Origin of the sequence: Streptomyces sp. NPDC127092 (genome assembly GCF_042722475.1) — a bacterium.
Taxonomy (GTDB): domain Bacteria; phylum Actinomycetota; class Actinomycetes; order Streptomycetales; family Streptomycetaceae; genus Streptomyces.
Genome location: NZ_JBHXFE010000001.1, coordinates 346829 through 372440, shown reverse-complemented (window position 1 = coordinate 372440; position 25612 = coordinate 346829). Strand labels below are relative to the sequence as shown.

Sequence of the window (25612 nt, the reverse complement as noted above, 5' to 3'; positions counted from 1 at the left end):
CCCCTCGCGGCCACAAACACCCGGGCCGCCACCGGAGTCGGCTCGGGGCGCTGCCAGGCCGGTTCGTCACGGGACCCGGGCTCCAGGGCGCAGGCCGCCGGCCGGACCCGGGGCGCTCCGGGACCCGGGCGCTACGGGACCCGGGCCGTCCAGGCGCGGGTCGCGAACTTGGATTCCGCCAGGTCCTTCGCCCGAGCCAGCTCCTCCTCGGTCACCCCGCCCTCCGTGAGGCCGTAGCGGCCGCGGAAGGAGGAGATCATCCGCTCGATCACCGCCTCGCGCGGCAGACCGGTCTGCCGGCGCAGCGGGTCGACCCGCTTCTTCGCGCTCCTGGTGCCCTTGTCGGAGAGCTTCTCGCGCCCGATCCGCAGCACCTCGGTCATCTTGTCGGCGTCGATGTCGTACGCCATCGTCACGTGGTGCAGCACCGCGCCCTCGCCCGCGACCATGCGCTTCTGGGCGGCGCCCGCGATCTTCCCGGCGTCGGTGGCGATGTCGTTCAGCGGCTGGTACCAGGCCTTCACGCCCATGTCGCCGAGCGCGCCGAGCACCCAGTCGTCGAGGTAGGCGTAGCTGTCGGTGAAGGAGAGGCCCTGGACGAGGGCGTCGGGGACCGACAGCGAGTACGTGATCGTGTTGCCGGGTTCGATGAACATGGCGCCGCCGCCGCTGATCCGGCGGACCACCTCGATGCCGTGCCGCTCGGCCGCCTCCGGGTCCACCTCGTTGCGCAGCGACTGGAAGCTGCCGATCACCACGGCGGGCGAGCCCCACTCCCACACCCGCAGCGTCGGCGGACGCCGGCCCGCGGCGACCTCGGCGGTCAGCACCTCGTCGAGGGCCATGTGCAGCGCGGGGGACCGGGGCGGCTCGTGCACCAGCTGCCAGTCGTAGTCCGTCCAGTCCGTGGCGTGCGCGAGCGCCCGGCGGACCGCGACCCCGATGCCCTCCGTGGTGAGGCCGAACATCTCCGTGCCCGGCGGCAGCGCCTGGTCGATGCGGGCCGCGAGACCGGCGGCGTCGGTGTCCGCGGGGGCGCCTTCGAGGGCCTGGTCGATGGCCAGGATCGCCTCGTCGGGTTCGAGGAAGAAGTCGCCCGCGACCCGGACCCGGCGCAGCACGCCGTCCTCCACGTCGAGGTCGACGACGACCAGCTTGCCGCCCGGGACCTTGTACTCGCCGTGCACGGGCCCTCCCTGGATGGTGAGCACGGAGCCATGGGATGAACTCGACCAAAGCGTACTCGTGGCCGGCAGGTCGTCCGCCGGTTGTCCACAGGTCGTCCGGGAGCCCCCGCCCTGTCAGACGGGTGTGGTGGGATGGACACATGACGGAACACAGCGTGACCGAGACCGGAGCCCACGACTTCCTCGCCCATGTCCTCGCCGGTGGCACCACGGAGGTGGAGGAGGCGGTGCGCAAGGCCGCCGCCGCGGAGATCATGCCCCGCTTCCGGCAGCTCGACGCGGACGAGATCGTCGAGAAGAACGGGCCGCACGACCTGGTGACCGTCGCCGACCGGGCCGCCGAGGCCCACCTCACCGCCTCCCTCACCGCGCTGCTGCCCGGCTCCGTGGTGGTCGGCGAGGAGGCCGTGCACGCCGATCCAGCGGTCTACGAGGCACTGAAGGGCGACGCCCCGGTGTGGATCGTCGACCCGGTGGACGGCACCCGTCAGTTCGTGCGCGGCGAGGCCGGCTTCTGCACACTCGTGGCCCTCGCCCGGCGCGGCGAGCTCCTCGCCTCCTGGACCTACGCCCCCGCCCTGGACGAGCTCGCCGTCGCGGTGCGCGGCCACGGCGCCACCCTGAACGGCGAGCCGATACGGTCGGGCGCGCCCGCGCCCGGTGCGGTCCTGGAGGTCGCCACCTCCCACCCCGACTACACCACGCCGGACCAGAAGCGCGCCCTGCTCGGACTGCGCACCGAGGGCGTCCGCCCCCGCCCGTGCGGCTCCGCGGGACTGGAGTACCTGGCCGTCGCCCGGGGCCGCCTCGACGCGGTCGCCTTCTCCTGGGAGTACGCCTGGGACCACGCCGCCGGCATGCTGCTGGTCGCGGAGGCCGGTGGCGCGGACCTCACCCTGACCGGCGAGCGCTTCCGGGTCACCGGCGGCAACACGCTGCCGTTCACCGCGGCCCGCGACGCCGCCACCGCCGAACGGATCCGGTCACTCCTCGGGGCCCGGTAAGTCCCGTACGGGGCCGGGAATATGCTGGGTTCCCGGCCCGCCGACCGAAGGAGTCCAGGTGCCGTCGATGCTCGATGCCGTCGTCGTGGGGGCGGGACCCAACGGACTGACCGCTGCCGTGGAGCTGGCCCGGCGCGGCTTCTCGGTCGCCGTGTTCGAGGCGAAGCCCACCATCGGCGGCGGCGCCCGCACGGAGGAGCTGACCCTCCCCGGCTTCCGCCACGACCCGTGCTCGGCCGTGCACCCGCTCGGCGTCGGCTCGCCCGTCTTCAAGACCATGCCGCTGGAGCGGCACGGCCTGGAGTGGCTGCACGCCGACCTGCCCATGGCCCACCCCTGGGACGACGGCACCGCCGCCGTCCTCTCCCGCTCCGTCGCCGAGACCGCGGCCTCCTTCGGGCCGCGTGACGCCGGCACCTACCGGCGGCTCGTCGCGCCCTTCCTCGGCAGGTGGGACAGCCTGGTCGCGGACTTCATGCAGCTCCCGCTGACCGCGCTGCCCCGCGACCCGGTCACCCTGGCCCGCTTCGGCCTGGCCGGACTCCCGCCCTCCACGTGGCTGATGCGCCGCTTCCGCGACGAGAAGGCACGCGGCCTGTTCGCCGGACTCGTCGGCCACGTCATCGCCCCGCTCGGCGGCTTCGCCACCGGCGCCGTCGGCCTGGTCTTCGCGCTCGCCGCACACGCGGGCGGCTGGCCGCTGCCCCGGGGCGGTTCCCAGTCGATCTCCGACGCGCTCGCCGCGTATCTGAAGGAGCTCGGCGGCGCCGTCCACACCGACTTCGAGGTCAAGCGGCTCGACGACCTGCCGCCGGCCCGCGCCTACGTCTTCGACACCTCGCCCACCGCCCTCGCGAGGATCGCCGGACTCGGCGCCGCCTACGACGGCTACCGCTACGGCGCCAGCTGCTTCAAGATCGACTACGCCCTGTCGGGCCCCGTACCGTGGACCGCCGAGGACGCGCGCCGGGCCGGCACCGTCCAGATCGGCCCCACCATGGGCGAGATCGACACCGCCCTGAACCAGGCCTCCTCCGGCACCGCCCCGGACACCCCGTTCCTCATCACCGCCCAGCCCAGCCTCGTCGACCCCGGCCGCGCCCCCGAGGGCAAGCACGTCTTCTGGGCCTACGGCCACGTCCCCAACGGCTGGCGCGGTGACCTCACCGACGCCGTCGAGCGGCAGATCGAGCGCTTCGCCCCCGGCTTCCGCGACCTGATCCTCGCCCGCGCCACCGCCGGACCGCCCGAGCTCGCCGAGCGCAACGCCAACTACGTCGGCGGCGACATCGCCTGCGGCGCCGCCCGCGGCCTGCAGCTCGTGCTGCGGCCGAAGCTCTCCCTCTTCCCCTACAGCACGCCGCACCCGGCGGTCTTCCTCTGCTCCTCCGCCACCCCGCCCGGCCCCGGCGTGCACGGCATGTCCGGCCACAACGCCGCCAAGGCGGTCTGGCGCCGCCTGCGCGTACCCGCGGGGAGATGAGGCGGCGGAAACCCGGATGACCCGCCCACCCGTCGGCAGAGAGGATGGGGACATGACCACCCGACCCCAGATCGTGCTCGTCCGCGGCGACATCACCCGGCAGGACACCGACGTCATCGTCAACGCCGCCAACTCCTCCCTCCTCGGCGGAGGCGGGGTCGACGGGGCGATCCACCGACGGGGCGGCCCCGCCGTCCTCGACGCGTGCCGCAGGCTCCGCGCCGGCCACTACGGCCGCGGCCTGCCCACCGGCCAGGCCGTCGCCACCACGGCCGGAAACCTCGCCGCCCGCTGGGTCGTCCACACCGTCGGCCCGGTCCACAGCGCCCAGGAGGACCGCTCCGAGCTGCTCGCCTCCTGCTACCGCGAGTCCCTGCGCGTGGCCGACGAACTCGGCGCGCGCTCCGTCGCGTTCCCGGCGGTCTCCACCGGCGTCTACGGCTGGCCCATGGACGACGGCGCCCGCATCGCCGTCGAGACGGTGCGGGCGGCGACCACGTCGGTGGCCGAGGTCCGCTTCGTGCTCTTCGACGACACGGCGTACGCGGCCTTCGAGGCGGCCCTGGGCTGACCTCGGTCCTCCGCCCGCCCACAGACCGTCCGTCGTGATCCGGCCGCGGTGGCGCGTTTATCAGACATTCAGCGCGTCCTGTGAGGCTGGGACGACGGCTCCGGACGGTGCCGCAACGAGAGCGTCGCACCCCTGGGAGGGCGCATGGGCAGAGGCCCCGACTGGCAGGCGGTCCACGGCCGTACGGTTCGCGCGGCCCGCCGGGCACAGGGTGCCGTGGCCGTCCTGGAGGCCGCCGCCACCTCGCTGACCGAGGCCGTGCCCTGCGAGTTCTGGGCCGGGGTGCTGCTCGACCCGGTGACCCTCCTCAACGTCGGCGGCTGCTACCACCACGGCGTCGGCGCCGAATGGATGCCCCGGCTCCTCGACATCGAGTACCGCGAGGGCGACGCCAACCTCATGCCCGCCGTGGCCCGGCAGGCACAGCCCGTGGGCACCCTCTCCGGGGCGCTCGACGGCCGTCTCGAACGGAGCCTCCGCTACCAGGACGTCTACCGGCCGCTCGGACTCGCCGACGAGATGCGGCTGCTGCTGCGGGACGCCGGCCGCGTATGGGGCGCCCTGGTGCTCGCGCGCTCCAAGGACCGGCCGGCGTTCTCCGCCGCCGAGACGGAGTTCGCCGCCCGGCTGTCCGCCCCGCTCGGCCGCGCCCTGCGGGACGCCCTGGCGGAACGGCCCACCGCCCCCGGCCCCGGCGCCCGTTCGCTCGTCGTCCTCGACTCCGCGTACGAGGTCGTCACCCGGTCCGCGACCGCCGGCGCCTGGTGCGCCGAGCTCGCCGAGACGTCCGCACGCGGCACGGGCCTCCCGGCCGCCGCGTACGGCGTCGCCGCGTCGGCCCTGAGCAGCCCCACCGGCGGCAGCCGGGTCTGCGTGCCGACCCGGTCGGGCGGCTGGGCCGCCATCGAGGGCTGGCGGCTCGACACGGGGGAGCGGCCCCAGGTGGCCCTGTCCATGGGGCCCGCCTCGCCGCCCGACCGCATCGCCGCCCTGATGGAGACCTACGCCCTCAGCCCGCGCGAGTGCCAGGTCCTCACCGAGGTGGTCGGCGGCGCTCCCACCTCGGAGATCGCCACCCGGCTCGGGCTGTCCCCGTTCACCGTCCAGGACCACCTCAAGGCGGTCTTCGCCAAGACCGGGGTCCGGTCCCGCCGCGAACTCGTCGCCCAGGTCTTCTTCCCGCACTACCTTCCGGAGCTGCCCCTCCCGGGAGCGGAGGCCGGCCAGGTCGCCGGACGTTGATGTCGTTTTCTCGCCAGCCCGGCCCGCCCGCGATCACCGATCCTTGAGGCATGCACACCGACACCGAGCGCTGCGTGCGGGCCGTCCGGTCGAAGGACGCCCGCTTCGACGGCGTCTTCTTCACCGCTGTCCGGACGACTCGGATCTACTGCCGGCCCAGCTGCCCGGCCGTCCCGCCCAAGCCCGAGAACATGGAGTTCCACCCCACGGTCGCCTCCTGCCAGCGCGCGGGCTTCCGCGCCTGCAAGCGCTGCCGGCCCGACACCAGCCCCGGCTCGCCCCACTGGCACGTACGGGCCGACGCCGTCGCCAGGGCCGTGCGGCTGATCCAGGACGGGGTCGTCGACCGCGAGGGCGTGCCCGGCCTCGCCGCGCGGCTCGGGTACTCGACCCGGCAGATCGAGCGGCAACTGCTCACCGAGCTCGGCGCGAGTCCCCTCGCGCTCGCCCGCGCGCAGCGCGCCCAGACCGCCCGGCTGCTCATCGAGACCACCGCCATGCCCATGGCGCAGATCGCCTTCGCGGCCGGCTTCTCCTCCATCCGCACCTTCAACGACACCGTCCGCGAGGTCTTCGCGCTCACCCCCGGCGAGCTGCGCGCCCGCGCCGGCTCCCACGCCGACCGCTCCCGCGCGGACGGCTCCCACGTCAACAGCCCCCACGCCAACGGCTCCCGTGCGGAAGGCTCACGCCTCGACGGCTCCACCCCCGACGGATCCCACCCGCCCGCCACGCCCGGGACCATCACCCTCCGGCTGCCGTTCCGCGCCCCGCTCAACCCCTCCAACCTCTTCGGCCACCTGGCCGCGACCGCCGTCCCCGGCGTCGAGGAGTGGCGTGACGGCGCCTACCGCAGAACGCTCTCCCTCCCGTACGGCTACGGCATCGTCGCGCTCGCCCCGCGCCCCGACCACGTGCTGTGCCGGCTCTCGCTCACCGATCCCCGCGACCTCACGATCGCCATCAGCCGCTGCCGCCGGCTCCTCGACCTCGACGCCGACCCCGTCGCCGTCGACGAGCAGCTGCGCGCCGACCCGCTGCTCGCGCCGCTCGTCGACGCCGGGCCCGGCCGGCGGGTGCCCCGTACCGTCGACGCCGCCGAGTTCGCCGTACGGGCCGTGCTCGGCCAGCAGGTGTCCACCGCCGCCGCCCGCACCCACGCGGCCCGCCTGGTCGCCGCGCACGGCGTCCCCGTGGAGGACCCGGAAGGCGGCCTCACCCACCTCTTCCCGACACCCGAGGCCCTCGCCGGGCTCGACCCGGAGACCCTCGCCCTGCCGCGCAGCCGCCGCACGACCCTGACCACCCTGGTCGCGGCCCTCTCGGACGGAAGCCTGGCCCTCGGACCCGAGAGCGACTGGGCCGAGGCCCGCGCCAGGCTCCTCGCCCTGCCCGGCTTCGGCCCCTGGACCACCGAGGTCATCGCCATGCGGGCGCTCGGCGACCCCGACGCCTTCCTCCCCGGCGACCTCGGCGTCCGCCGCGCCGCCCAGGGACTCGGGCTGCCCGCCACGCCCGCCGCGCTGACCGACCGCGCGGCCCGCTGGCGGCCCTGGCGGGCCTACGCCGTCCAGTACCTGTGGGCCACCGACGACCACCCGATCAACCACCTGCCCGCCTAAGGAAGTCACGCCATGCCCCCCACCGTCCGGCACACGGTCGTGGACAGCCCCTACGACGCGCTGACCCTGGTCGCCGTCGACGGCGTCCTCAGCCGCATCCACATGACCGGCCAGCGCCACCGCCCGCCCGAGGAGACGTTCGGCAGCCCCGACCCGCGGCCCTTCACCGAGGCGGTGCGGCAGCTCGACGCGTACTTCGCGGGCGAACTCACCGAGTTCGACCTGCCGTTGCACCTCGTCGGCACCGAGTTCCAGCTCCGCGTCTGGGAGCAGCTGCGCAGCATCCCGTACGGCGAGACCCGCACGTACGGCGAACTCGCCGAGGCCCTGGGCAATCCCGCCGCCTCCCGCGCGGTCGGCCTCGCCAACGGCAGGAACCCGGTGAGCATCGTCGTCCCCTGCCACCGTGTGATCGGCGCGGGCGGCGGACTCACCGGGTACGGCGGCGGCCTCGACCGCAAGCAGCGCCTGCTGGCCTTCGAATCGGGCGGCGCCGCCGCCGACGCCCTGTTCTAGCGGAGCCGTTCGAGCAGTGCGGGCAGCGCCGTGCCGATCGGCTCGCGCACGATCTCGTCCGCGAGCGGGTCGTACGGCGTCGGCTCCGCGTTCACGATGATCAGCCGGGCGCCGTGCTCGGCCGCCATCCCGGCGAGCGAGGCGGCGGGCTGCACCTGAAGGCTGCTGCCGACGGCGACGAACACCTCCGCGGCCTTCGCGATCGACATCGCGTCGCCCAGCACCTTCGGGTCGAGACGCTGCCCGAACATCACCGTCGCCGCCTTCAGGATCCCGCCGCACGTCCGGCACGCCGGGTCGTCCTCGCCGGCCTTCACCCGCTCCAGCGCCTCGTCCATCGACGAACGGGCGTGACAGGCCGTGCACACCACCGACCGCGCCGAGCCGTGGAGTTCGAGCACCTTCCGCTCGGACACCCCGGCGGCCTGGTGCAGCCCGTCGACGTTCTGGGTGATCACCCGCAGCGCGTTGCCGCTCTTCTCGTACGCGGCGATGGCGTGGTGCGCGACGTTCGGCTCGGCGCGGAGGAGCTGCGCGTCGAGCCGCATCAGCCACGAGCGGCGCCGGACCTCCGGGTCGGCCATGTAGGGCCCGTAGGTGACGAGCCGCTCGGCCTCGGGGTCGCGCCGCCACAACCCGTCGGGCCCGCGGTAGTCGGGAATGCCCGAGTCCGTGGAGATACCGGCTCCGCTGAGAATCGCCACCATGGTCATGCGGGGAGCGTAGGCGGACCGGCAGACCTCCCGCGACGCCATTTCCTGGTGCTAGGTTCGCCCGCATGGCCAAGGTCAGCATCTCCCTCGACGCCGAACTCGTGGTCGAGGTCATGGTCCTCGCCGGCATCGGCAGCCCGCAGGACGCCGTCGAGGCCGTCGTCCGCGACTACATCGCCCACGGCCACCGCACCGAGGCCCGCACCGCCTCCCGCGACGAGTCCGCGCGCACCGGCCGGCTCACCCCGCCCGAGCCCGAGCAGGGCTGACGCCTTCCAGGTCCTCAGGCGCCAGGGAGCGTCCCGACCCGCACCGGGCGGCCGTTCTCCAGTTCCACCGGGCCGCGGCCGCCGTCCAGCGCGGCCAGGGCCGCGGCCACCCGCAGACCCAGGCCGACCGGCAGATACGCGGGCAGCTCCGCCGGGTCCACCAGCTTCCAGGAGATCAGCTCCTCCTCCTGGAGCCGGATCGCCGCGAGCTGCCCGGCGGACAGCACCCCGCCGTCGTACAGGTACGCCACCAGCGGGGGCCGGTCCGGGCCCGGCACCCAGTCCACCGCGAGCAGCGCGCCCAGCTCCACGTCGAGCCCGATCTCCTCGGCCGTCTCGCGCCGGGCGCCCGCACGGGGCGTCTCGCCCGCGTCGGACTCGATCGTGCCGCCCGGCAGCGCCCAGCCCTCCCGGTAGTTCGGCTCGACGATCAGGACACGGCCGCCCGCGTCCCGGAAGAGGGCCGCGGCACCGGCCAGGATCCGGGGCAGGCCGGCGATGTACGTGGCGTAGTCGGAGGTCGTCATCCCGTCAGCGTAGCCAGCCGTACCGTCCGCTCCGCCAGCTCGCTGATCCGGGACCCGTCGAAACCCGCCACCGCGCTGCGCACCCGGTCCCGCAGCGGCTCCGACCACTGGGGCGGGATCGCCGCGGCGCCGCACAGCACCCCGGCGACCGAGCCGGCGGTGGCGCCGTTGGAGTCGGTGTCCAGGCCGCCGCGCACGGTCAGCGCGATCGTACGGGTGAAGTCGCCCTCGCCGTACAGGAGCCCGGCGGTCAGCACCGCCGCGTTCGGGATCGTGTGGATCCAGCCGAGCGAGCCGGTCTCCCGGGACAGTTCGGCCAGCGTCTCGGACCACTCCACTCCCGCCTCGTACAGGGCCATCGTGTGCCGCACGGTCCTGGCGAGGCGGCTGCTCGCCGGGACCCGTTCCAGGGCCACGGACAGCGCGGAGCGCGCGTCGGGCGCCGTGAACGCGGCGGCGATCAGGGCCGCCGCCCACATCGCGCCGTACACCCCGTTGCCCGTGTGGGAGAGCACCGCGTCGCGGCGGGCCAGCGAGGCCGCCCGGCGCGGGTCGCCCGGCGAGGTCCAGCCGTACACGTCCGCCCTGATCAGGGCGCCGATCCACTCCTGGTACGGGTTGTCGTAGGTGGCGGTCAGCGGGGGCTTCAGGCCGTTGGCGAGATTGCGGTAGGCCACCCGCTCGGCCGTGAACGTCTGCAGGTACGGCAGCCGCAGCAGCCAGTGCTCGCCGACCTGCTCGGTGCTGAAGGCGAAGCCGCGGGTCTCCAGCAGGTGCAGGCCCAGGATCGTGTAGTCGATGTCGTCGTCCCGGCAGCTGCCGTTGATCCGGCCGCGCACGCACTGCGGCCACTCGGGGCGCAGCTCGAAACCGTCGGCTCCGGCGGCGGGCGGCGGAGGCAGGTAGTCGGTCAGCGGCAGGGCGTCGGTCAGCCGCAGGTAGTCGTCGATCCGCTCGGTCGTCCAGTGGTCGCCCCGTTCGACCGGCTTGCCGAGCATGTTCCCGGCGATCCGCCCCGTCCAGCCGCCGAGGATCCGGTCGGCGAGTTCACTGTGTCTGAGCTGACCCATGACACCGGTCTAACCGACGGGACGCCGGGCCGCGCGCCGACCCGCCCGCCCGGCTCCCCGCGATCACTCGTCCCCCGCCGGCCCTTCCCGCTCGCACGCCGCGCCACGCCCGCTCCTTCCCCTCACTCCTCCCCGCCCTCGCCCCTTCCCGCCCGCACCTCTCCCCGCTCCCGCTCCTCGTCACCCACGGCGCGTGACCGCGCCGCCGCGCGGCGCAGCCGGTGGTGGCGGGCCGCGCCCGTCCCGGGGCCCTGCTCGCCGACCGCCTCGCCGACCATCGCCCGCACCGCGTCCCGGACGCCGTGCAGCGCGTGGTGCCGGGCCGGGCCCGCGCCCGGGTCCTCGCGCAGCTCCTTCAGAAGCGACCAGCACAGGCCCAGCATGACGAGCACGAAGGGCAGCGCCACGAGGATCGTCGCCGTCTGCAGCGAGTTCAGCCCGCCGGCGAGCAGCAGGACGGCGGCGACCGCGGCCATCAGGACGCCCCAGGTGACCACGAGCCAGGTGGGCGGGTGCAGCGCGCCGCGGCTGGTGAGCGAGCCCATGACCAGCGAGGCCGAGTCCGCGCTGGTGACGAAGTACGTCATGACCAGCAGCATCGCGACGTACGAGGTGACCGTGCCGATCGGCAGGGCGTCCAGCATCGCGAAGAGCGAGGCCTCCGCGCCGTCCTTCACCGCGCCCGCCAGGTCGGCGGCGCCCGTCGAGTCGAGCCGGATCGCCGTGCCGCCCATGACGCAGAACCAGATCACGGTGGCGCCGGAGGGCACGAGCAGCACCCCGAAGAGGAACTCGCGCACGGTACGGCCCCGGGAGATCCGGGCGATGAAGGTGCCCACGAACGGGGCCCAGGACAGCCACCACGCCCAGTAGAAGATCGTCCAGGCCCCGAGCCACGCGCGGTCCGAGAACGCGCCCGTCCGGCTGGCCATCGGCAGCAGCTGGTGCAGATAGCCGCCCACCGAGGCGGGGATCGTGTCCAGGACGTACACCGTCGGGCCGAGCAGGAAGACGAACAGCATCAGCGCGGCGGCGAGCACGATGTTCAGCGTCGAGAGCCACTTCACGCCCTTGTGCAGGCCCGAGAACGCCGACAGGACGAACGCCGCGGAGAGCGACACGATGATGATCAGCTCGGTGGCGGTGGAGTCCTTCACGCCCATGGTGAGGTTCAGGCCCTCCGCCACCTGGAGCGCGCCGAGGCCCAGGCTGGTCGCGGTGCCGAAGACCGTCGCGAACACCGCGAGCAGGTCGATCGCCTTGCCCGGCCAGGACCGCGCCCGGCGCTCGCCCATCAGCGGCACGAACGCGGCGCTCAGCGTGTTGCCGCGGCCCTTGCGGAAGCCCGCGTAGGCGAGGGCGAGGCCCGCCATGCCGTAGATGGCCCACGGCGTGAGGGTCCAGTGGAAGAACGAGTACTCCATCGCCGTCCGGGCGGCGGCGCCGGTCCCCGGCTCGACGCCGGTCGCGGGCGGCGGGCTCAGATAGTGCTGGAGCGGTTCGCCCACCCCGTAGAACATCAGGCCGATGCCCATGCCCGCGCTGAACATCATCGCGATCCACGCCAGGTTGGTGAACTCCGGCTCGGAGTCGTCCGCGCCGAGCCGGATCCGGCCGAAGCGGCTCAGCGCGATCACCACGCACAGCACGAGGAAGACGTCCGCCGCGGTCACGAACAGCCAGGCGAAGTTGCCGAGGACCCAGCGGAGGGCCGTGGAGGAGGCCTCGTCGAAGGAGTCCTTGCCGAGCGCCGCCCAGCCGACCACCGCGACGACGGCAGCCATCCCGACGCCGATGACCTTCCGGTCGGGTCCGGGGTCCGGCCTGGGGCTCGTTCCGGTGCTCTGATCGATCGGTTCCGTGCTCATGTGGCCCCACTATGGTGCGGAATATCGCCTTATCAGGGGGTGGCACGCCGTCTTCCGGTACGGATAGGGTCGGCCTCGGCGCGACTGCCTGTTCGAAAGCAAGGGATGCAAGGTGACGGACGGAGCAGTAACTGAGGTCGCACGCGTGCTCGTCGCGGCCGACAAGTTCAAGGGTTCGCTCACGGCCGTACAGGTCGCGGAGCGGGTCACAGCTGGACTGCGACGGGTCGTCCCGGAGCTCGAAGTGGAGACGCTGCCCGTCGCGGACGGCGGCGACGGCACCGTGGCGGCGGCGGTCGCGGCCGGTTTCGAGCGGCGCGAGGTCACCGTGACCGGGCCGGTCGGCGAGCCCGTCACGGCCGCTTTCGCGCTGCGCGGGACCACCGCGGTCGTGGAGATGGCGGAGGCCTCCGGGCTCCAGCTGCTCCCGGCCGGCGTCTTCGCCCCGCTCACCGCCACCACGTACGGCTCCGGAGAGCTGCTGCGTGCCGCCCTCGACGCGGGCGCCACCTCGATCGTCTTCGGTGTCGGCGGCAGCGCCACGACCGACGGCGGCGCGGGCATGCTCGCCGCGCTCGGCGCCCGCTTCCTCGACGCCGACGGCGAGCCGGTCGGCCCCGGGGGCGGAGCCCTCGCCGGGCTCGCCTCCGCAGACCTGTCGGACGTCGACCCGCGCTTCGCCGACGTCGACCTCGTCCTCGCCAGCGACGTGGACAACCCGCTGACCGGCCCGAAGGGCTGCGCCGCCGTGTACGGCCCGCAGAAGGGCGCCACCCCGGAGGACGTCGAGACCCTCGACGCGGCCCTCGCGCACTACGCGCGCATCCTGGAGAAGGCGATCGGCCCCAGGGCCGCCGAGCTCGCCGCCTCCCCGGGCGCGGGCGGTGCGGGCGGCATCGGCTACGGCGCGCTGCTGATCGGCGCGAGCTTCCGCCCCGGGATCGAGCTGATGCTGGACGTCCTGGGCTTCGCCCCGGCCCTGGAGCGCGCCACCCTGGTCATCACCGGCGAGGGCTCCCTCGACGAGCAGACCCTGCACGGCAAGGCCCCGGCGGGCGTCGCCGCGGCGGCCCGCGCGGCCGGCAAGGACGTCGTCGCGGTCTGCGGCCGCCTCGCGCTCGCCCCCGAGGCCCTGGGCGCCGCCGGCATCCGCCGCGCCTACCCGCTCTCCGCCCTGGAGCCCGACCCCGCGAAGTCCATCCCGAACGCGGGCCCGCTCCTGGAGCAGGTCGCTTCGGACATCGCCCGGGACTTCCTGGCGTAGCCGCGGCAGCGGCACCGGGCGAGGACCGTCCGCCGCCCGGCGGACGGCCCGCCCCGCCGCCTCTCATGTCATGTGACCCACGTCACACCTCCTTCCTGTCAGGAATCGCCTCGCTGTCCCGCTCAACCTCCGGGAAGCAAGCGAAACGACAGGAGAAGACGCATGAAGCACCGCATCGTCGTCCTGGGCGCCGGCTACGCCGGGGCCTACGCGGCAGGGAACCTGGGCCGCCGGCTGTCCCCGGCGGACGCCGAGATCACCGTGGTCAACGCCGAACCGGACTTCGTGCAGCGCCTGCGGCTGCACCAGTTCGTGGCCGGCCAGGAGATCGACGCTCCGAAGCTCGCCGACGTCTTCGCGGGAACGGGGGTACGGCTGCGCGTGGGCCGGGTCACCACCGTCGACCCCGCACGCCGGGTGGTCGCCGTGGCCGGCGCCGACGGAGAAGAGGGCGAGCTCGGCTACGACACGCTCGTCTACACCCTCGGCAGCCGCGTCGCCGACCACGGCGTCCCCGGCGTCGCCGAGCACGCCTTCGACGTCACCGGCCGGCCCTCGGCGCTGCGCCTGCGGCAGCGCCTGGACGAGCTGGAGCACCAGGCCGGGCGGGGCGAGGACCGGAGCGTGCTGGTCGTCGGCGACGGGCTGACCGGCATCGAGACCGCCACCGAGGTCGCCGAGTCCCGGCCCGGCCTGTCGGTGACGCTCGTCGCCCGCGGCGAGCTGGGCGCCCGGCTCTCCGCCGGAGCCCGCGGCCACCTGCGCCGGGCCTGCGACCGACTGGGCATCACCGTCGTCGAGCACACCGTCGTCGAAGCCGTCGAGCCGACCCGGGTGCGCTGCGCCGACGGGACCTTCCTCGCGTCCGACGCGATCGTGTGGACGGCCGGCTTCGCCGTCGACCCCATCGCCGCGGCCGGCGGCCTCGAAGTCACCGACGACGGCCGGATCGTCGTCGACGGCAGCATGCGGTCGGTCTCGCACCCCGACGTCTACGCCGCCGGCGACGCCGCGTACGCCATCGGCGACAACGGCCTGCCGCTGCCGATGTCCTGCGCCTCGGCCGGCTACACCGGCATGCGGGCGACCGACGCGATCCTCCGGCACCTGACCGGCCGCAAGACCGGTCACACCAGCCTGACCTACCACGGCAACCACATCAGCCTCGGACGGCGGGACGGGATCCTGCAGATGGTCGACGGGGAGGGGATCGCGAAGCCGACGTTCCTCGGCGGCCGGAAGGCCGCCCGGATCAAGGCGGGCATCCTCAGGATGTCGCTGTGGACCACCTCGCACCCCACCTTCGGCATCCCCAAGCGCCAACACCGCCTCGCCGCGCCCGTGTTGACCCCTGCCGAGCAGGCGGCCGCGTAGCCACCCACTAAGGTGATCATCGTGGACAGCACCACCGCCGATCGCTTCGACACCAGCCGGTTCGAGGCCAGCCGGAACCGGCTGGCCTCGCTGGCGTACCGTCTCCTCGGCTCCGCCGTCGACGCGGAAGACGTCGTGCAGGACGCGTTCCTGCACTGGCAGGCCGCCGACCGGCAGCGGATCAAGGTGCCCGAGGCATGGCTGACCAAGGTCGTCACCAACCTGTGCCTCGACCGGCTCCGCTCGGCCCAGGCCCGCCGCGAACGCAGCGCCGGCGCCTGGCTGCCCGAACCGCTCCTCGACGGCGACCCGATGCTCGGCCCCGCCGACACGTTCGAGCAGCGCGAATCGGTCTCCCTGGCCGTGCTGACGCTGATGGAGCGCCTGTCGCCCTTCGAGCGGGCCGTGTACGTCCTGCGCGAGGCGTTCTCGTACAGCCACGCCGAGATCGCCGGCATCCTCGACGTCAGCGAGGCCGCGAGCCAGCAGCACCTCCACCGGGCCCGGCGGCACGTCGCCGGCGCGCGCCGCCGCGGCGGCGACGGCCAGGTCGATCCGGCCTCCGCCCGCCGGATCGTCGAGGAGTTCCTCGCCGCGGCCACCTCGGGCCGCACCGAACGGCTCGTGGCGCTCCTCACCGACGACGTGACCGCGGTCTCCGACGGCGCGGGCCTGACCGCGAAGCTGGTGCGGTTCGAGACCCCGGAGCGCGTCGCCGCCGTCGCACGGGCCGGTTTCACCCCCACGCAAGCGAAGCGGCGCCTCGCCGGCGGCACGCCGACCGTCCACTTCGCACTGGTCAACGGCGCCGCCGCCGTGCTCTTCGTGCTCGACGACCAGGTCATCGGCGCCGTCACCTTCGACATCGCCGACGGCAGGATCGCGACCGTACGGGGCATCGCCGCGCCGGCCCGGCTCACCCGCCTCGCCGAGGCCTGGCGGCACCACGAACCGGACGCGCCGCCGCTCGTCGCCCAGTGGTGACCCACGACCCGACCGGCGCGCGGCGACACACCCGCGTAACACGCCGGTGCGAGCCTCGGACGCATGAACGACGTACGCAGTGAAGAGAAGCGGCTCGGCGAGGAGCGCGCGGGGGAGAAGCCGCTCGGGGAGACGCGGGACGGCGGCGGGGCGGAGATCCGGCGTCTGACGCCCCAGGAGGTCCGTGAGCGGGCCTCCGACGGCCTGGGCGCGCTCCTGGTGGACGCGGTGGCCGGCGGAGCCTCCATCGGCTTCCTGGCGCCCCTGGACCCGGCCGAGGCCGCCGCCTGGTGGAACGAGGTGGCCGACGCGCGCGAGATCTGGGCGGCGTACGGACCCGACGGCGGGGTCCTCGGCGTCGTGACCCTCGTGCGCGACGCCAAGGCGAACGGACGGCACCGCGGCGAGATCGCCCGGCTCGTGGTGCACCGCGACGCCCGCGGCCGGGGCCTCGGCGCCCGGCTGCTCGCCACCGCCGAGGCGCACGCCGCCGCGACCGGCCTCAGCCTCCTCGTACTGGACACCGAGACCGACAGCCCCGCGGAGCGGCTCTACCGAGCCGCCGGCTGGACCCCGGCGGGCGTCATCCCCGACTTCGCCGCCGACCCGGGCGGCACCCTCCGCCCCACGACCCTCTACTACAAGCGCCTGGGCCGCTGACCCACGGGAGGGCACACGAAAGGGCCCCGGACGCGGTTCCGCGTCCGGGGCCTTCCCAGAGGTCGTGCTACGGCAGCTGCGCCGCCTGCGCCTGCCGCGCCTCCCGGCTCTCACGCCGGTTGTCGCGGAAGGTGTTCACTCGCCGGGCCGTCGCGAAGAGGGGGATCACGGCGCCCAGCACCACCTGCAGCGCGCAGCCGGTCTGGAGCAGGAGCTGTCCGCCCGGGGCGTCGAACGCCCAGGCCGCCAGCATGCCCATCGCTCCGACGATCCAGCTGAGCATCGCCACCGCGAGGACACCCCGCGGCTTCGGGTACTCCACCCGGCTCACCATCAGCCACGCCGTGCCGATGATCGCGAGCAGGGTCGGGATGAACGGCAGCTCGAGCAGGATGATCGAGACGACCGTCAGCGCGCCGAAGGGGCTCGGCATGCCCTGGAACATGCCGTCCTTCATCGTCACGCACGAGAACCGCGCGAGCCTCAGCACCACCGCGAGCAGCACCACGATCGCGGCCACCGCCGAGACCTTCTGGTGCGCGTCGTCCGCGACCATGCCGTACACCAGCACGAAGTACGCCGGCGCCAGACCGAAGCTGATCAGGTCCGACAGGTTGTCGAGCTCGGCACCCATCGGGGAGCTGCGCAGCTTGCGCGCGACGATCCCGTCGAACAGGTCGAAGATCGCCGCTCCCAGCATCAGGATCACGGCGGTCGCGGCCGAGTGCCGCGCCATGCCGGTCTCCACGCCGCTGCCCGTGAGGTGCGGGATGAGGATGCCGGTGGTGGTGAAGTACACCGCCATGAAGCCGCACGTGGCGTTACCGAGCGTGAGGGCGTCCGCTATGGACAGCCTCATCGACAGCGGCATCTCCTCGGCCTCGTCGACGCCGTCCGCCTCCGCCTCGGCGACCCAGTCGGCCGCCCGTGTGTCGGGATCAATCACGGTCAATGCGAGTCACCCCCGCGGTCGTGGGCTGACCGACCTCGACCGCGACCTCGACACCCTCCGGCAGGTAGATGTCGACGCGCGAACCGAAGCGGATCAGTCCGATCCGGTCACCCTGCTCGACCTTCGTCCCCTGCGGGATGTACGGCACGATCCGCCGGGCCACGGCGCCCGCGATCTGGACCATCTCGATGTCACCGAGCTCGGTGTCGAAGTGCCAGACAACGCGCTCGTTGTTCTCGCTCTCCTTGTTGAACGCCGGCACGAAGCCGCCGGGGACGTGCTCCACGGACGTCACCGTGCCGGCCAGCGGCGCGCGGTTGACGTGGACGTTCAGCGGGCTCATGAAGATGGCGACGCGGGTGCGTCCGTCCTTCCACGGCATGATGCTCTGCACCACGCCGTCGGCGGGCGAGATGACCCGACCCTGAGCGATCTCGCGCTCGGGGTCGCGGAAGAACCACAGCATGCCGGCCGCGAGAGCGGTGGCCGGCACGGCGATGGCCTTGGCGGCGGTCGACTTGCGCGCGCGCGCGAGGCTCAGCGCCGCGGTGGCGACGGTCGGCAGAAGCCACGGCGATGCTCCGCGTGCGATGCGTGCGCCCTTGAGGCTGTCGCGGTGTGCAGAGGTTTGGCTGTGGGGCATGGATGACCTTCGTAGCGGATGATGCCGCACTGGCAACGGGGGACGGCGGCTTTCCGGCGATGCTATCGGTTGCGGGCCGCAACTGGGCAAGCCAGAAGCCGAGTCGGAGGCCGGAAGCCGAACACAGGGTGTGATCTTCTTCGCGGCCATACCGACCCAAATGCGACAATCAACCCTGGAAGCGGTACTCCTCGAGCAGCCGACGACCAATGATCATTTTCTGGATCTCGGCGGTACCTTCGCCGATGAGCAGCATCGGTGCCTCACGGTAGAGGCGCTCGATCTCGTACTCCTTCGAGAACCCGTAGCCGCCGTGGATACGGAAGGCGTCCTCGACGACCTCCTTGCAGTACTCGGAGGCGAGGTACTTCGCCATCCCTGCTTCGAGGTCGTTTCGTTCCCCGGAGTCCTTTTTGCGCGCTGCGTTCACCATCATGGCATGAGCGGCCTCGACCTTGGTAGCCATCTCGGCCAGCTTGAACTGAATCGCCTGGTGCTGGGCGATCGGCTTTCCGAAAGTGTGACGCTGCTGGGCATACTGGACGCCCAGCTCGAAGGCACGCTGTGCGACGCCGCAACCACGGGCCGCCACGTTCACGCGACCGACCTCGACGCCGTCCATCATTTGGTAAAACCCTCGGCCGGTGACCCCGCCGAGGACACGATTGGCCGGAATGCGCAGTCCGTCCATGATGAGTTCGGTCGTGTCGACGCCCTTGTAACCCATCTTCTCGATCTTGCCCGGGATGGTGAGGCCGGGGCGGACCTCTCCGAAGCCGGGCTCCTTCTCGACGAGGAAGGTCGTCATCGACTTGTGCGGGGCGGTGCCCTCGGGGTGTCCTTCGTCACTTCGGACGAGAACGGCCACCAGCGTTGACGTGCCACCGTTCGTCAGCCACATCTTCTGGCCGTTCAGGACGTACTCGTCGCCGTCCTTCACCGCCTTCGACGTGATCGCCGACACGTCCGAGCCGAGACCCGGCTCCGACATCGAGAACGCGCCGCGCACCTCGCCGGCCGCCATCCGCGGAAGGAAGTACTCCTTCTGCTCTTGGGTGCCGTGCTGCTTCAGCATGTACGCCACGATGAAGTGGGTGTTGATGATGCCGGACACCGACATCCAGCCGCGCGCGATCTCCTCCACGCACAGCGCGTAGGTGAGCAGCGACTCACCCAGGCCCCCGTACTCCTCGGGGATCATCAGGCCGAAGACGCCGAGCTCCTTGAGCCCGTCCACGATCTGCTGCGGGTACTCGTCACGGTGCTCGAGCTCCGTGGCGACCGGGATGATCTCCTTGTCCACGAAGTCCCGGACCGTGGAGAGGATCTCCTGCTGGACGTCGGTCAGACCGTGGGTCTGGGCGAGTCGCGCCATGACTACTTCCCCTGTTCCTTCAGCTCGGGGCGGCCGGGCTGCTCGCCGCCGCGCGCGTCGATGTACTCGGCGGTCGGGACCATGACCTTCCGGCGGAAGACGCACACCAGGGTGCCGTCCTGCTTGTAGCCCTTGGTCTCGACGTAGACGATGCCGCGGTCGCTCTTCGACTTCGACGGCGTCTTGTCGAGGACGGTGGTCTCGCCGTAGATGGTGTCGCCGTGGAAGGTCGGCGCCACGTGCCGCAGCGACTCGATCTCCAGGTTGGCGATGGCCTTGCCGGAGACGTCCGGCACGGACATGCCGAGCAGCAGCGAGTAGATGTAGTTGCCGACGACGACGTTCTTCTTGAAGTCCGTCGTGTTCTCCGCGTAATTCACGTCCATGTGCAGCGGATGGTGGTTCATCGTCAGCAGACAGAAGAGATGGTCGTCGTACTCGGTGACCGTCTTTCCAGGCCAGTGCTTGTAGACGGCGCCGATCTCGAACTCTTCGTAGGTGCGGCCGAACTGCATCGGGATCAGGCCTCCGGGATCTCGAACTTGCTGGTGCGCTGCATGCCGGCGGCACGGCCCTTGCCCGAGATGACCAGGGCCATCTTGCGGGAGGCCTCGTCGATCATCTCGTCGCCGAGCATCGCGGAGCCCTTCTTCCCGCCAGCCTCGGACGTGTAGTAGTCGTACGCGTCGAGGATCAGCTCGGCGTGGTCGAAGTCCTCCTGCGAGGGCGAGAAGATCTCGTTCGCCGCGGCGACCTGGTCCGGGTGCAGCACCCACTTGCCGTCGAAGCCCAGGGCGGCGGCGCGCTGCGCGACCGCGCGGTAGCCCTCCTGGTTGCGGATCTGCAGGTAGGGGCCGTCGATCGCCTGGAGGTTGTTGGCGCGGGCGGCCATCAGGATGCTCATCAGGATGTGGTGGTACGCGTCCGCCGGGTAGCCGGGCGGCTGCTCGCCGACGACCAGGGACTTCATGTTGATGGAGGCCATGAAGTCGGCCGGGCCGAAGATGATCGTCTCCACGCGCTGCGAGGCCTGGGCGATCGCGTTGACGTTGGTCAGGCCCTGGGCGTTCTCGATCTGCGCCTCGATGCCGATCTTGCCGACCTCGAAGCCCATGGTCTTCTCGATCTGGGTGAGCAGCAGGTCGAGCGCGACGATCTGCTCGGCGCTCTGCACCTTCGGCAGCATGATGCAGTCGAGGTTCTGGCCGGCGCCCTCGACGACCGTGACGACGTCGCGGTACGTCCAGTGGGTCGTCCAGTCGTTGACGCGGACCACGCGGGTCTTGCCGGTCCAGTCACCCTCGTTGAGGAACTTCACGATGGTGTGCCGGGCCTCCGGCTTGGCCAGCGGCGCGCAGGCGTCCTCGAGGTCCAGGAAGACCTGGTCGGCGGCGAGGCCCTGGGCCTTCTCCAGGAACCGCGGGTTGGAGCCGGGCACCGCGAGGCACGAACGACGCGGGCGCAGGCGGTTCACGGGGCTGGTCATGCGGGGACCTCCGTACTTTCGAGCGGGCTGAGCTGGTTGGCTTTGCGGATCTCGTCGACGATACGGCCGATGATCCCGGTGATGCCGAAGTCCTTCGGGGTGAAGACGGCGGCCACGCCCGCCGCCCTGAGCTCCTCGGCGTCGGCGTTCGGGATGATCCCACCGACGACGACCGGGATGTCGGCCGCCCCGGCGGCCTTCAGACGTTCGAGGACGTCCGGCACGAGCTGGGCGTGCGAGCCGGAGAGGATCGACAGGCCGACGGCGTGCACGTCCTCCTCCAGGGCCGCGTCCACGATCTGCTCCGGCGTCAGCCGGATGCCCTGGTAGACCACCTCGAACCCGGCGTCGCGGGCCCGCACGGCGATCTGCTCGGCGCCGTTGGAGTGGCCGTCGAGGCCCGGCTTGCCGACCAGGAAGCGCAGCTTGCCGACGCCCATGTCCTGGGCGGTGCGGTCCACCTTGCGGCGCACCTCGGCCAGCGGGGAGCCCGCCTCGGCCGGGACGGCCACCGGGGCGGAGGAGACGCCGGTCGGGGCCCGGAACTCGCCGAAGACCTCGCGCAGCGCCCCGGCCCACTCGCCGGTGGTGACGCCGGCGCGGGCGCACTCCAGGGTGGCCTCCATGAGGTTGTCGGTCCCCTTGGCGGCCTCCTTCAGCCGCTCCAGGGCCTTGCAGGGCCGCGGGTGGTTGAAGGGCGGCTGGTAGCGGGTGTCGCGCCAGGTCCGCAGGGCGGACACGACGCGGGCCTCGACGGCCGGGTCGACCGTCTGGATCGCGGTGTCCAGGTCGGCGGTGAGCGGGTTGGGCTCGGTCGTCTCGAAGATGTTGACGCCGACGATCTTCTCCTCGCCCGACTCGATGCGGGCGCGGCGCTCGGCGTGCGAGGAGACCAGCTGCGCCTTCAGGTAGCCGGACTCGACGGCGGCCATGGCGCCGCCCATCTCCTGGATCCGCTCGATCTCCGCCAGGCACTCGGTGACCAGGGCGTCCACCTTGGCCTCGATGACGTGCGAGCCGGCGAAGATGTCCTCGTACTCCAGGAGGTCGGACTCGTGCGCGAGCACCTGCTGGATGCGCAGCGACCACTGCTGGTCCCAGGGGCGCGGCAGTCCGAGCGCCTCGTTCCAGGCCGGCAGCTGGACGGCACGCGCGCGTGCGTCCTTCGACAGCGTCACGGCCAGCATCTCCAGGACGATCCGCTGGACGTTGTTCTCCGGCTGGGCCTCGGTCAGACCGAGCGAGTTGACCTGGACGCCGTAACGGAAGCGGCGCTGCTTGGCGTCCTCGATGCCGTAGCGCTCGCGGGTGATCGTGTCCCAGATGCGGCCGAAGGCGCGCATCTTGCACATCTCCTCGATGAAGCGGACGCCCGCGTTCACGAAGAACGAGATGCGGGCGACGACCTCGCCGAACCGCTCCTCGGGCACCTGGCCCGAGTCGCGGACGGCGTCGAGGACGGCGATCGCGGTGGACATCGCGTACGCGATCTCCTGGACCGGGGTGGCCCCCGCCTCCTGCAGGTGGTAGCTGCAGATGTTGATCGGGTTCCACTTCGGGATGTGGTTGACCGTGTACGCGATCATGTCCGTCGTGAGGCGGAGCGAGGGACCGGGCGGGAAGACGTGCGTCCCGCGCGACAGGTACTCCTTCACGATGTCGTTCTGGGTGGTGCCCTGGAGCCGGGTGATGTCGGCACCCTGCTCCTCGGCGACCACCTGGTAGAGCGCCAGCAGCCACATGGCGGTGGCGTTGATGGTCATCGAGGTGTTCATCTGCTCCAGGGGGATGTCCTGGAACAGCCGCCGCATGTCACCGACGTGCGAGACGGGCACCCCGACGCGGCCGACCTCGCCGCGGGCGAGGATGTGGTCCGGGTCGTAGCCGGTCTGCGTGGGCAGGTCGAACGCGACCGAGAGGCCGGTCTGGCCCTTGGCGAGGTTCCGCCGATAGAGCTCGTTCGACGCCTCGGCGGTCGAGTGGCCGGCGTAGGTCCGCATGAGCCACGGCCGATCCTTCTGACGCTCTGTCATCTATGGTCCCTGGGTCAGAGGTTGAGGTGTCAGATGTTGCGGAAGCGGTTGATGGCGTCGATGTGCTTCTCGCGCATCTCCGGGTTGCGGACGCCGAGGCCCTCCTCCGGGGCGAGGGCGAGCACGCCGACCTTGCCCTGGTGCAGGTTGCGGTGGACGTCGTAGGCGGCCTGGCCGGTCTCCTCCAGGGAGTAGACCTTCGACAGGGTGGGGTGGATCTTGCCCTTGGCGATGAGGCGGTTGGCCTCCCACGCCTCGCGGTAGTTGGCGAAGTGCGAGCCGATGATGCGCTTCAGCGACATCCACAGGTAGCGGTTGTCGTACTGGTGCATGTAGCCCGAGGTGGAGGCGCAGGTGGTGATGGTGCCGCCCTTGCGCGTGACGTAGACGCTCGCGCCGAAGGTCTCGCGGCCGGGGTGCTCGAAGACGATGTCGATGTCCTCGCCGCCGGTCAGCTCGCGGATCTTGGAGCCGAAGCGCTTCCACTCGCGCGGGTCCTGGGTCTGCTCGTCCTTCCAGAACTTGTAGCCCTCGGCGTTGCGGTCGATGACCGCCTCGGCGCCCATGGACCGGCAGATGTCGGCCTTCTCGGGGGAGGAGACGACACAGATCGGGTTGGCGCCGCCGGCCAGTGCGAACTGCGTGGCGTACGAGCCGAGGCCGCCGCTCGCGCCCCAGATCAGGACGTTGTCGCCCTGCTTCATGCCGGCGCCGTTGCGGGAGACCAGCTGGCGGTACGCGGTGGAGTTCACCAGGCCCGGGGCCGCGGCCTCCTCCCAGCTCAGGTGCTCGGGCTTCGGCATCAGCTGGTTGGACTTGACCAGGGCGACCTCGGCGAGGCCGCCGAAGTTGGTCTCGAAGCCCCAGATGCGCTGCTCGGGGTCGAGCATCGTGTCGTTGTGGCCGTCCGAGGACTCCAGCTCGACCGAGAGGCAGTGCGCGACGACCTCGTCGCCGGGCTGCCAGGCGTTGACGCCCGGGCCGGTGCGCAGGACGACGCCCGCGAGGTCGGAGCCGATGACGTGGTACGGCAGGTCGTGGCGCTTGGTGAGCTCGGAGAGGCGGCCGTAGCGCTCCAGGAAGCCGAACGTCGACACGGGCTCGAAGATCGAGGTCCACACCGAGTTGTAGTTCACGGAGCTGGCCATGACGGCGACCAGGGCCTCGCCCGGGCCCAGTTCGGGCAGCGGGACCTCGTCCAGGTGGAGCGACTTGCGCGGGTCCTTGTCGCGGCTGGCCACTCCGGCGAACATCTCCGCCTCGTCCTTGTGGACGGTCACGGCCCGGTACGACTCGGGGAGCTTGATGTTGGCGAAGTCGGCCGAGGTGGAGTCGGGCGACTGGATCGCGTCCAGGATGTCCTTCACGGGATGCCTCCGGCGGTGCGGCGTCTGAGGGGGACGCGCTGAGGGTTACGTCGGGTTGCTGCTGTGGAGGTGTGCCGTCGGTTCGGCGTGGTGGTGCTGTGGCGGCGCCGTGGTGGGCGCGAGGGTGCCTGTGACGCAGGCGTCCGGGCGCACGAGCAGGATCGCCCGTGGGGACAGCCGGCGCACGAGGTGATCTCTGCGCGCCGGCCGCCCGGACAGCATCAACGTATGGCACGCCGTGTCACCTGACAAGGCACTGCGTGCCAACAATTTCACTCAGATGCAATCTGGTGGTCACGGATGAGCGATGATCGATCGAAAATGCGCCTGAACTGGGCGTATGCGTCTCCGGACATGACGAGGGCCGCCCCCGGAATCGGGGGCGGCCCTCGTCATGGAGCGCGGTGCCGGGCGGTTCAGCCCTTCTTCAGTGCCTCCTGGATGGTCCGCATGACCTCGTCGAGCGGTGCGTCCGTCCGGGCGACGGCGACCACCACGTCGCCCGTCGTGGACGCGGTGGCGGCCGTTACCGGCGCGGCCGCCGAGGCGGCCGAGGCGGCCGAGGCGGCCGGGGCGGCCGGCTCGGCGGTGGCCGGGCTCCCGGGCGTCGCCGGCCGCGCGCCTATGCCCGTGCCGAAGGTCTCCCGGACGATCGCGAAGGCGTGGTCCAGCTGGGCCTCGACGTCGCCCTGGCCGCCCGCGCGCAGCCAGCGACGCAGCACGTGGTTGTGCGCGGTGACCACCGCGGAGGCGGCCACCTCCGCGAGCAGCGGGTCGTCGTTGCCGTCGTGGTGGTCGCGCTCGTCGAAGTGGCCGAGCAGATAGCGGGTGAAGAGGCGTTCGTAGCGGGCCACCGAGGCGATCTCGCGCTCCCGCAGCGTCGGCACCTCACGGGTGAGCCGGTACCGCGCCACGGAGACCGCGGGCGAGCCCGCGTACATCTTCATGACCTCCTTGATGCCCCGGCACACCGTGTCGAGCGGGTGCTCGTGCGGCGGGGCCGCGTTCAGCACCGCCTCGGCCCGCACCAGGGTGTCGTCGTGGTCCGGGAAGATCGCCTCTTCCTTGGAGCGGAAGTGCCGGAAGAAGGTCCGCCGGGCCACCCCGGCCGCGGCCGCGATCTCGTCGACGGTCGTGGCCTCGTAGCCCTTGGAGGCGAACAGCTCCATGGCCGCGGCGGCCAGCTCCCGGCGCATTTTCAGCCGCTGCGCGGCGGCACGGGTCCCCGCCGCGCTCTCCGGGGAGTCGGGCGTGGACGTGGCACGGGGTGTCTTCGCGGCCTTGGACATGTCCCGAACGTACTGCATCGGAGCGGGAGTGTGCCCAGGTGGGGGAGGGGAGCCCGGCCCGGCACCCGCGGTGCCCGGCGGGCTGAGCAGCCCTCCCCATCCCCCGTACGACC

General features: G+C 72.3%; 24 protein-coding genes. 11 read left to right on the top strand and 13 right to left on the bottom strand.

The window, feature by feature from the left end:
* Positions 1–131: 131 nt before the first annotated feature.
* Positions 132–1187 (bottom strand): lipoate--protein ligase family protein, encoded by a 1056-nt coding sequence (locus tag ACFWJO_RS01570; RefSeq protein WP_386862851.1) that lies wholly within the window; start codon positions 1185–1187, stop codon positions 132–134.
* Between the two features lie 140 nt (positions 1188–1327).
* Here ACFWJO_RS01570 and ACFWJO_RS01565 point away from each other — a divergent pair, with 140 nt between their 5' ends.
* From ACFWJO_RS01565 to ACFWJO_RS01540, 6 genes are all read left to right on the top strand, one after another.
* Positions 1328–2191, top strand: coding sequence for an inositol monophosphatase family protein (locus tag ACFWJO_RS01565; RefSeq protein ID WP_386862795.1), 864 nt, complete (start codon positions 1328–1330; stop codon positions 2189–2191).
* Positions 2192–2249: 58 nt separating this feature from the next.
* On the top strand, positions 2250–3674 hold the full coding sequence (locus tag ACFWJO_RS01560; RefSeq protein ID WP_386862794.1) for a phytoene desaturase family protein: 1425 nt from the start codon (positions 2250–2252) through the stop codon (positions 3672–3674).
* Between the two features lie 52 nt (positions 3675–3726).
* Positions 3727–4245 (top strand): O-acetyl-ADP-ribose deacetylase, encoded by a 519-nt coding sequence (locus ACFWJO_RS01555; RefSeq protein WP_386862793.1) that lies wholly within the window; start codon positions 3727–3729, stop codon positions 4243–4245.
* A gap of 144 nt (positions 4246–4389) precedes the next feature.
* Positions 4390–5487 carry a LuxR C-terminal-related transcriptional regulator gene (locus tag ACFWJO_RS01550; protein WP_386862792.1) on the top strand — a complete coding sequence of 366 codons (1098 nt, stop codon included), beginning with the start codon at positions 4390–4392 and terminating at the stop codon, positions 5485–5487.
* Positions 5488–5537: 50 nt separating this feature from the next.
* A complete protein-coding gene (locus ACFWJO_RS01545) occupies positions 5538–7109 on the top strand; it encodes an AlkA N-terminal domain-containing protein (protein ID WP_386862791.1) in 1572 nt (523 codons plus the stop codon).
* A 12-nt stretch (positions 7110–7121) separates the two neighbouring features.
* Positions 7122–7625 (top strand): methylated-DNA--[protein]-cysteine S-methyltransferase, encoded by a 504-nt coding sequence (locus ACFWJO_RS01540; RefSeq protein WP_386862790.1) that lies wholly within the window; start codon positions 7122–7124, stop codon positions 7623–7625.
* Here the strand turns inward: ACFWJO_RS01540 and ACFWJO_RS01535 are convergent.
* Positions 7622–8338, bottom strand: coding sequence for an NAD-dependent deacetylase (locus tag ACFWJO_RS01535; protein WP_386862789.1), 717 nt, complete (start codon positions 8336–8338; stop codon positions 7622–7624). The two genes, ACFWJO_RS01540 and ACFWJO_RS01535, sit on opposite strands and share 4 nt — an antisense overlap.
* A gap of 65 nt (positions 8339–8403) precedes the next feature.
* Between ACFWJO_RS01535 and ACFWJO_RS01530 the strand changes: the two genes are divergently transcribed.
* Positions 8404–8607, top strand: a complete 204-nt coding sequence (locus ACFWJO_RS01530) for a DUF2191 domain-containing protein (protein WP_386862788.1) — start codon at positions 8404–8406, stop codon at positions 8605–8607.
* A 14-nt stretch (positions 8608–8621) separates the two neighbouring features.
* On the opposite strand, the gene ACFWJO_RS01525 is transcribed toward ACFWJO_RS01530, so the two are convergent.
* The 3 genes from ACFWJO_RS01525 to ACFWJO_RS01515 form a co-directional block, all read right to left on the bottom strand.
* Positions 8622–9134, bottom strand: a complete 513-nt coding sequence (locus ACFWJO_RS01525; protein WP_386862787.1) for an NUDIX domain-containing protein — start codon at positions 9132–9134, stop codon at positions 8622–8624.
* On the bottom strand, positions 9131–10204 hold the full coding sequence (locus tag ACFWJO_RS01520; protein WP_386862786.1) for an ADP-ribosylglycohydrolase family protein: 1074 nt from the start codon (positions 10202–10204) through the stop codon (positions 9131–9133). The genes ACFWJO_RS01525 and ACFWJO_RS01520 overlap by 4 nt, the downstream gene beginning before the upstream one ends.
* Positions 10205–10326: 122 nt before the next feature.
* A complete protein-coding gene (locus tag ACFWJO_RS01515; RefSeq protein WP_386862785.1) occupies positions 10327–12072 on the bottom strand; it encodes a BCCT family transporter in 1746 nt (581 codons plus the stop codon).
* Positions 12073–12184: 112 nt separating this feature from the next.
* Between ACFWJO_RS01515 and ACFWJO_RS01510 the strand changes: the two genes are divergently transcribed.
* The 4 genes from ACFWJO_RS01510 to ACFWJO_RS01495 all read left to right on the top strand — a co-directional run bounded on the left by ACFWJO_RS01510 (position 12185) and on the right by ACFWJO_RS01495 (position 16354).
* Entirely contained in the window at positions 12185–13336 is a 1152-nt protein-coding gene (locus ACFWJO_RS01510; protein ID WP_386862784.1) for a glycerate kinase, read from the top strand.
* Between the two features lie 162 nt (positions 13337–13498).
* Complete coding sequence (locus tag ACFWJO_RS01505) at positions 13499–14710, top strand: NAD(P)/FAD-dependent oxidoreductase (protein WP_386862783.1); 1212 nt, start codon at positions 13499–13501, stop codon at positions 14708–14710.
* A 21-nt stretch (positions 14711–14731) separates the two neighbouring features.
* On the top strand, positions 14732–15694 hold the full coding sequence (locus tag ACFWJO_RS01500) for a sigma-70 family RNA polymerase sigma factor (protein WP_386862782.1): 963 nt from the start codon (positions 14732–14734) through the stop codon (positions 15692–15694).
* A 63-nt stretch (positions 15695–15757) separates the two neighbouring features.
* Positions 15758–16354 (top strand): GNAT family N-acetyltransferase, encoded by a 597-nt coding sequence (locus tag ACFWJO_RS01495; RefSeq protein WP_386862781.1) that lies wholly within the window; start codon positions 15758–15760, stop codon positions 16352–16354.
* A gap of 67 nt (positions 16355–16421) precedes the next feature.
* On the opposite strand, the gene pssA is transcribed toward ACFWJO_RS01495, so the two are convergent.
* From pssA to ACFWJO_RS01455, 8 genes are all read right to left on the bottom strand, one after another.
* Positions 16422–17300, bottom strand: coding sequence for a CDP-diacylglycerol--serine O-phosphatidyltransferase (gene pssA, locus ACFWJO_RS01490; protein ID WP_386862850.1), 879 nt, complete (start codon positions 17298–17300; stop codon positions 16422–16424).
* The gene (locus ACFWJO_RS01485; protein WP_384419698.1) at positions 17293–17949 is read right to left on the bottom strand and encodes a phosphatidylserine decarboxylase; all 657 of its coding nucleotides are present in this window, start codon (positions 17947–17949) and stop codon (positions 17293–17295) included. Before ACFWJO_RS01485 ends, pssA begins: the two co-directional genes overlap by 8 nt.
* A gap of 169 nt (positions 17950–18118) precedes the next feature.
* Positions 18119–19324 carry an acyl-CoA dehydrogenase family protein gene (locus ACFWJO_RS01480; RefSeq protein ID WP_384419701.1) on the bottom strand — a complete coding sequence of 402 codons (1206 nt, stop codon included), beginning with the start codon at positions 19322–19324 and terminating at the stop codon, positions 18119–18121.
* Between the two features lie 2 nt (positions 19325–19326).
* Entirely contained in the window at positions 19327–19839 is a 513-nt protein-coding gene (locus ACFWJO_RS01475) for a MaoC family dehydratase (protein ID WP_128981445.1), read from the bottom strand.
* A gap of 5 nt (positions 19840–19844) precedes the next feature.
* The gene (locus ACFWJO_RS01470) at positions 19845–20810 is read right to left on the bottom strand and encodes an HpcH/HpaI aldolase/citrate lyase family protein (RefSeq protein ID WP_384419704.1); all 966 of its coding nucleotides are present in this window, start codon (positions 20808–20810) and stop codon (positions 19845–19847) included.
* Entirely contained in the window at positions 20807–22843 is a 2037-nt protein-coding gene (locus tag ACFWJO_RS01465; RefSeq protein WP_386862780.1) for a protein meaA, read from the bottom strand. The genes ACFWJO_RS01470 and ACFWJO_RS01465 overlap by 4 nt, the downstream gene beginning before the upstream one ends.
* A 29-nt stretch (positions 22844–22872) precedes the next feature.
* Positions 22873–24210 (bottom strand): crotonyl-CoA carboxylase/reductase, encoded by a 1338-nt coding sequence (gene ccrA, locus ACFWJO_RS01460; protein ID WP_386862779.1) that lies wholly within the window; start codon positions 24208–24210, stop codon positions 22873–22875.
* 416 nt (positions 24211–24626) lie between these two features.
* Positions 24627–25499: a TetR family transcriptional regulator gene (locus ACFWJO_RS01455; protein WP_386862778.1), complete on the bottom strand. Its 873-nt coding sequence runs from the start codon at positions 25497–25499 to the stop codon at positions 24627–24629.
* Between the last annotated feature and the right edge of the window lie 113 nt (positions 25500–25612).

Coding starts and splice junctions, on each gene's coding strand:
- ACFWJO_RS01565 (WP_386862795.1), top strand. CDS start 1,328: ATGACGGAACACAGCGTGACCGAGACCGGAGCCCACGACTTCCTCGCC.
- ACFWJO_RS01555 (WP_386862793.1), top strand. CDS start 3,727: ATGACCACCCGACCCCAGATCGTGCTCGTCCGCGGCGACATCACCCGG.
- ACFWJO_RS01550 (WP_386862792.1), top strand. CDS start 4,390: ATGGGCAGAGGCCCCGACTGGCAGGCGGTCCACGGCCGTACGGTTCGC.
- ACFWJO_RS01545 (WP_386862791.1), top strand. CDS start 5,538: ATGCACACCGACACCGAGCGCTGCGTGCGGGCCGTCCGGTCGAAGGAC.
- ACFWJO_RS01540 (WP_386862790.1), top strand. CDS start 7,122: ATGCCCCCCACCGTCCGGCACACGGTCGTGGACAGCCCCTACGACGCG.
- ACFWJO_RS01535 (WP_386862789.1), bottom strand. CDS start 8,338: ATGACCATGGTGGCGATTCTCAGCGGAGCCGGTATCTCCACGGACTCG.
- ACFWJO_RS01530 (WP_386862788.1), top strand. CDS start 8,404: ATGGCCAAGGTCAGCATCTCCCTCGACGCCGAACTCGTGGTCGAGGTC.
- ACFWJO_RS01525 (WP_386862787.1), bottom strand. CDS start 9,134: ATGACGACCTCCGACTACGCCACGTACATCGCCGGCCTGCCCCGGATC.
- ACFWJO_RS01520 (WP_386862786.1), bottom strand. CDS start 10,204: ATGGGTCAGCTCAGACACAGTGAACTCGCCGACCGGATCCTCGGCGGC.
- ACFWJO_RS01515 (WP_386862785.1), bottom strand. CDS start 12,072: ATGAGCACGGAACCGATCGATCAGAGCACCGGAACGAGCCCCAGGCCG.
- ACFWJO_RS01505 (WP_386862783.1), top strand. CDS start 13,499: ATGAAGCACCGCATCGTCGTCCTGGGCGCCGGCTACGCCGGGGCCTAC.
- ACFWJO_RS01495 (WP_386862781.1), top strand. CDS start 15,758: ATGAACGACGTACGCAGTGAAGAGAAGCGGCTCGGCGAGGAGCGCGCG.
- ACFWJO_RS01485 (WP_384419698.1), bottom strand. CDS start 17,949: ATGCCCCACAGCCAAACCTCTGCACACCGCGACAGCCTCAAGGGCGCA.
- ACFWJO_RS01480 (WP_384419701.1), bottom strand. CDS start 19,324: ATGGCGCGACTCGCCCAGACCCACGGTCTGACCGACGTCCAGCAGGAG.
- ACFWJO_RS01475 (WP_128981445.1), bottom strand. CDS start 19,839: ATGCAGTTCGGCCGCACCTACGAAGAGTTCGAGATCGGCGCCGTCTAC.
- ACFWJO_RS01470 (WP_384419704.1), bottom strand. CDS start 20,810: ATGACCAGCCCCGTGAACCGCCTGCGCCCGCGTCGTTCGTGCCTCGCG.
- ACFWJO_RS01465 (WP_386862780.1), bottom strand. CDS start 22,843: ATGACAGAGCGTCAGAAGGATCGGCCGTGGCTCATGCGGACCTACGCC.
- ACFWJO_RS01455 (WP_386862778.1), bottom strand. CDS start 25,499: ATGTCCAAGGCCGCGAAGACACCCCGTGCCACGTCCACGCCCGACTCC.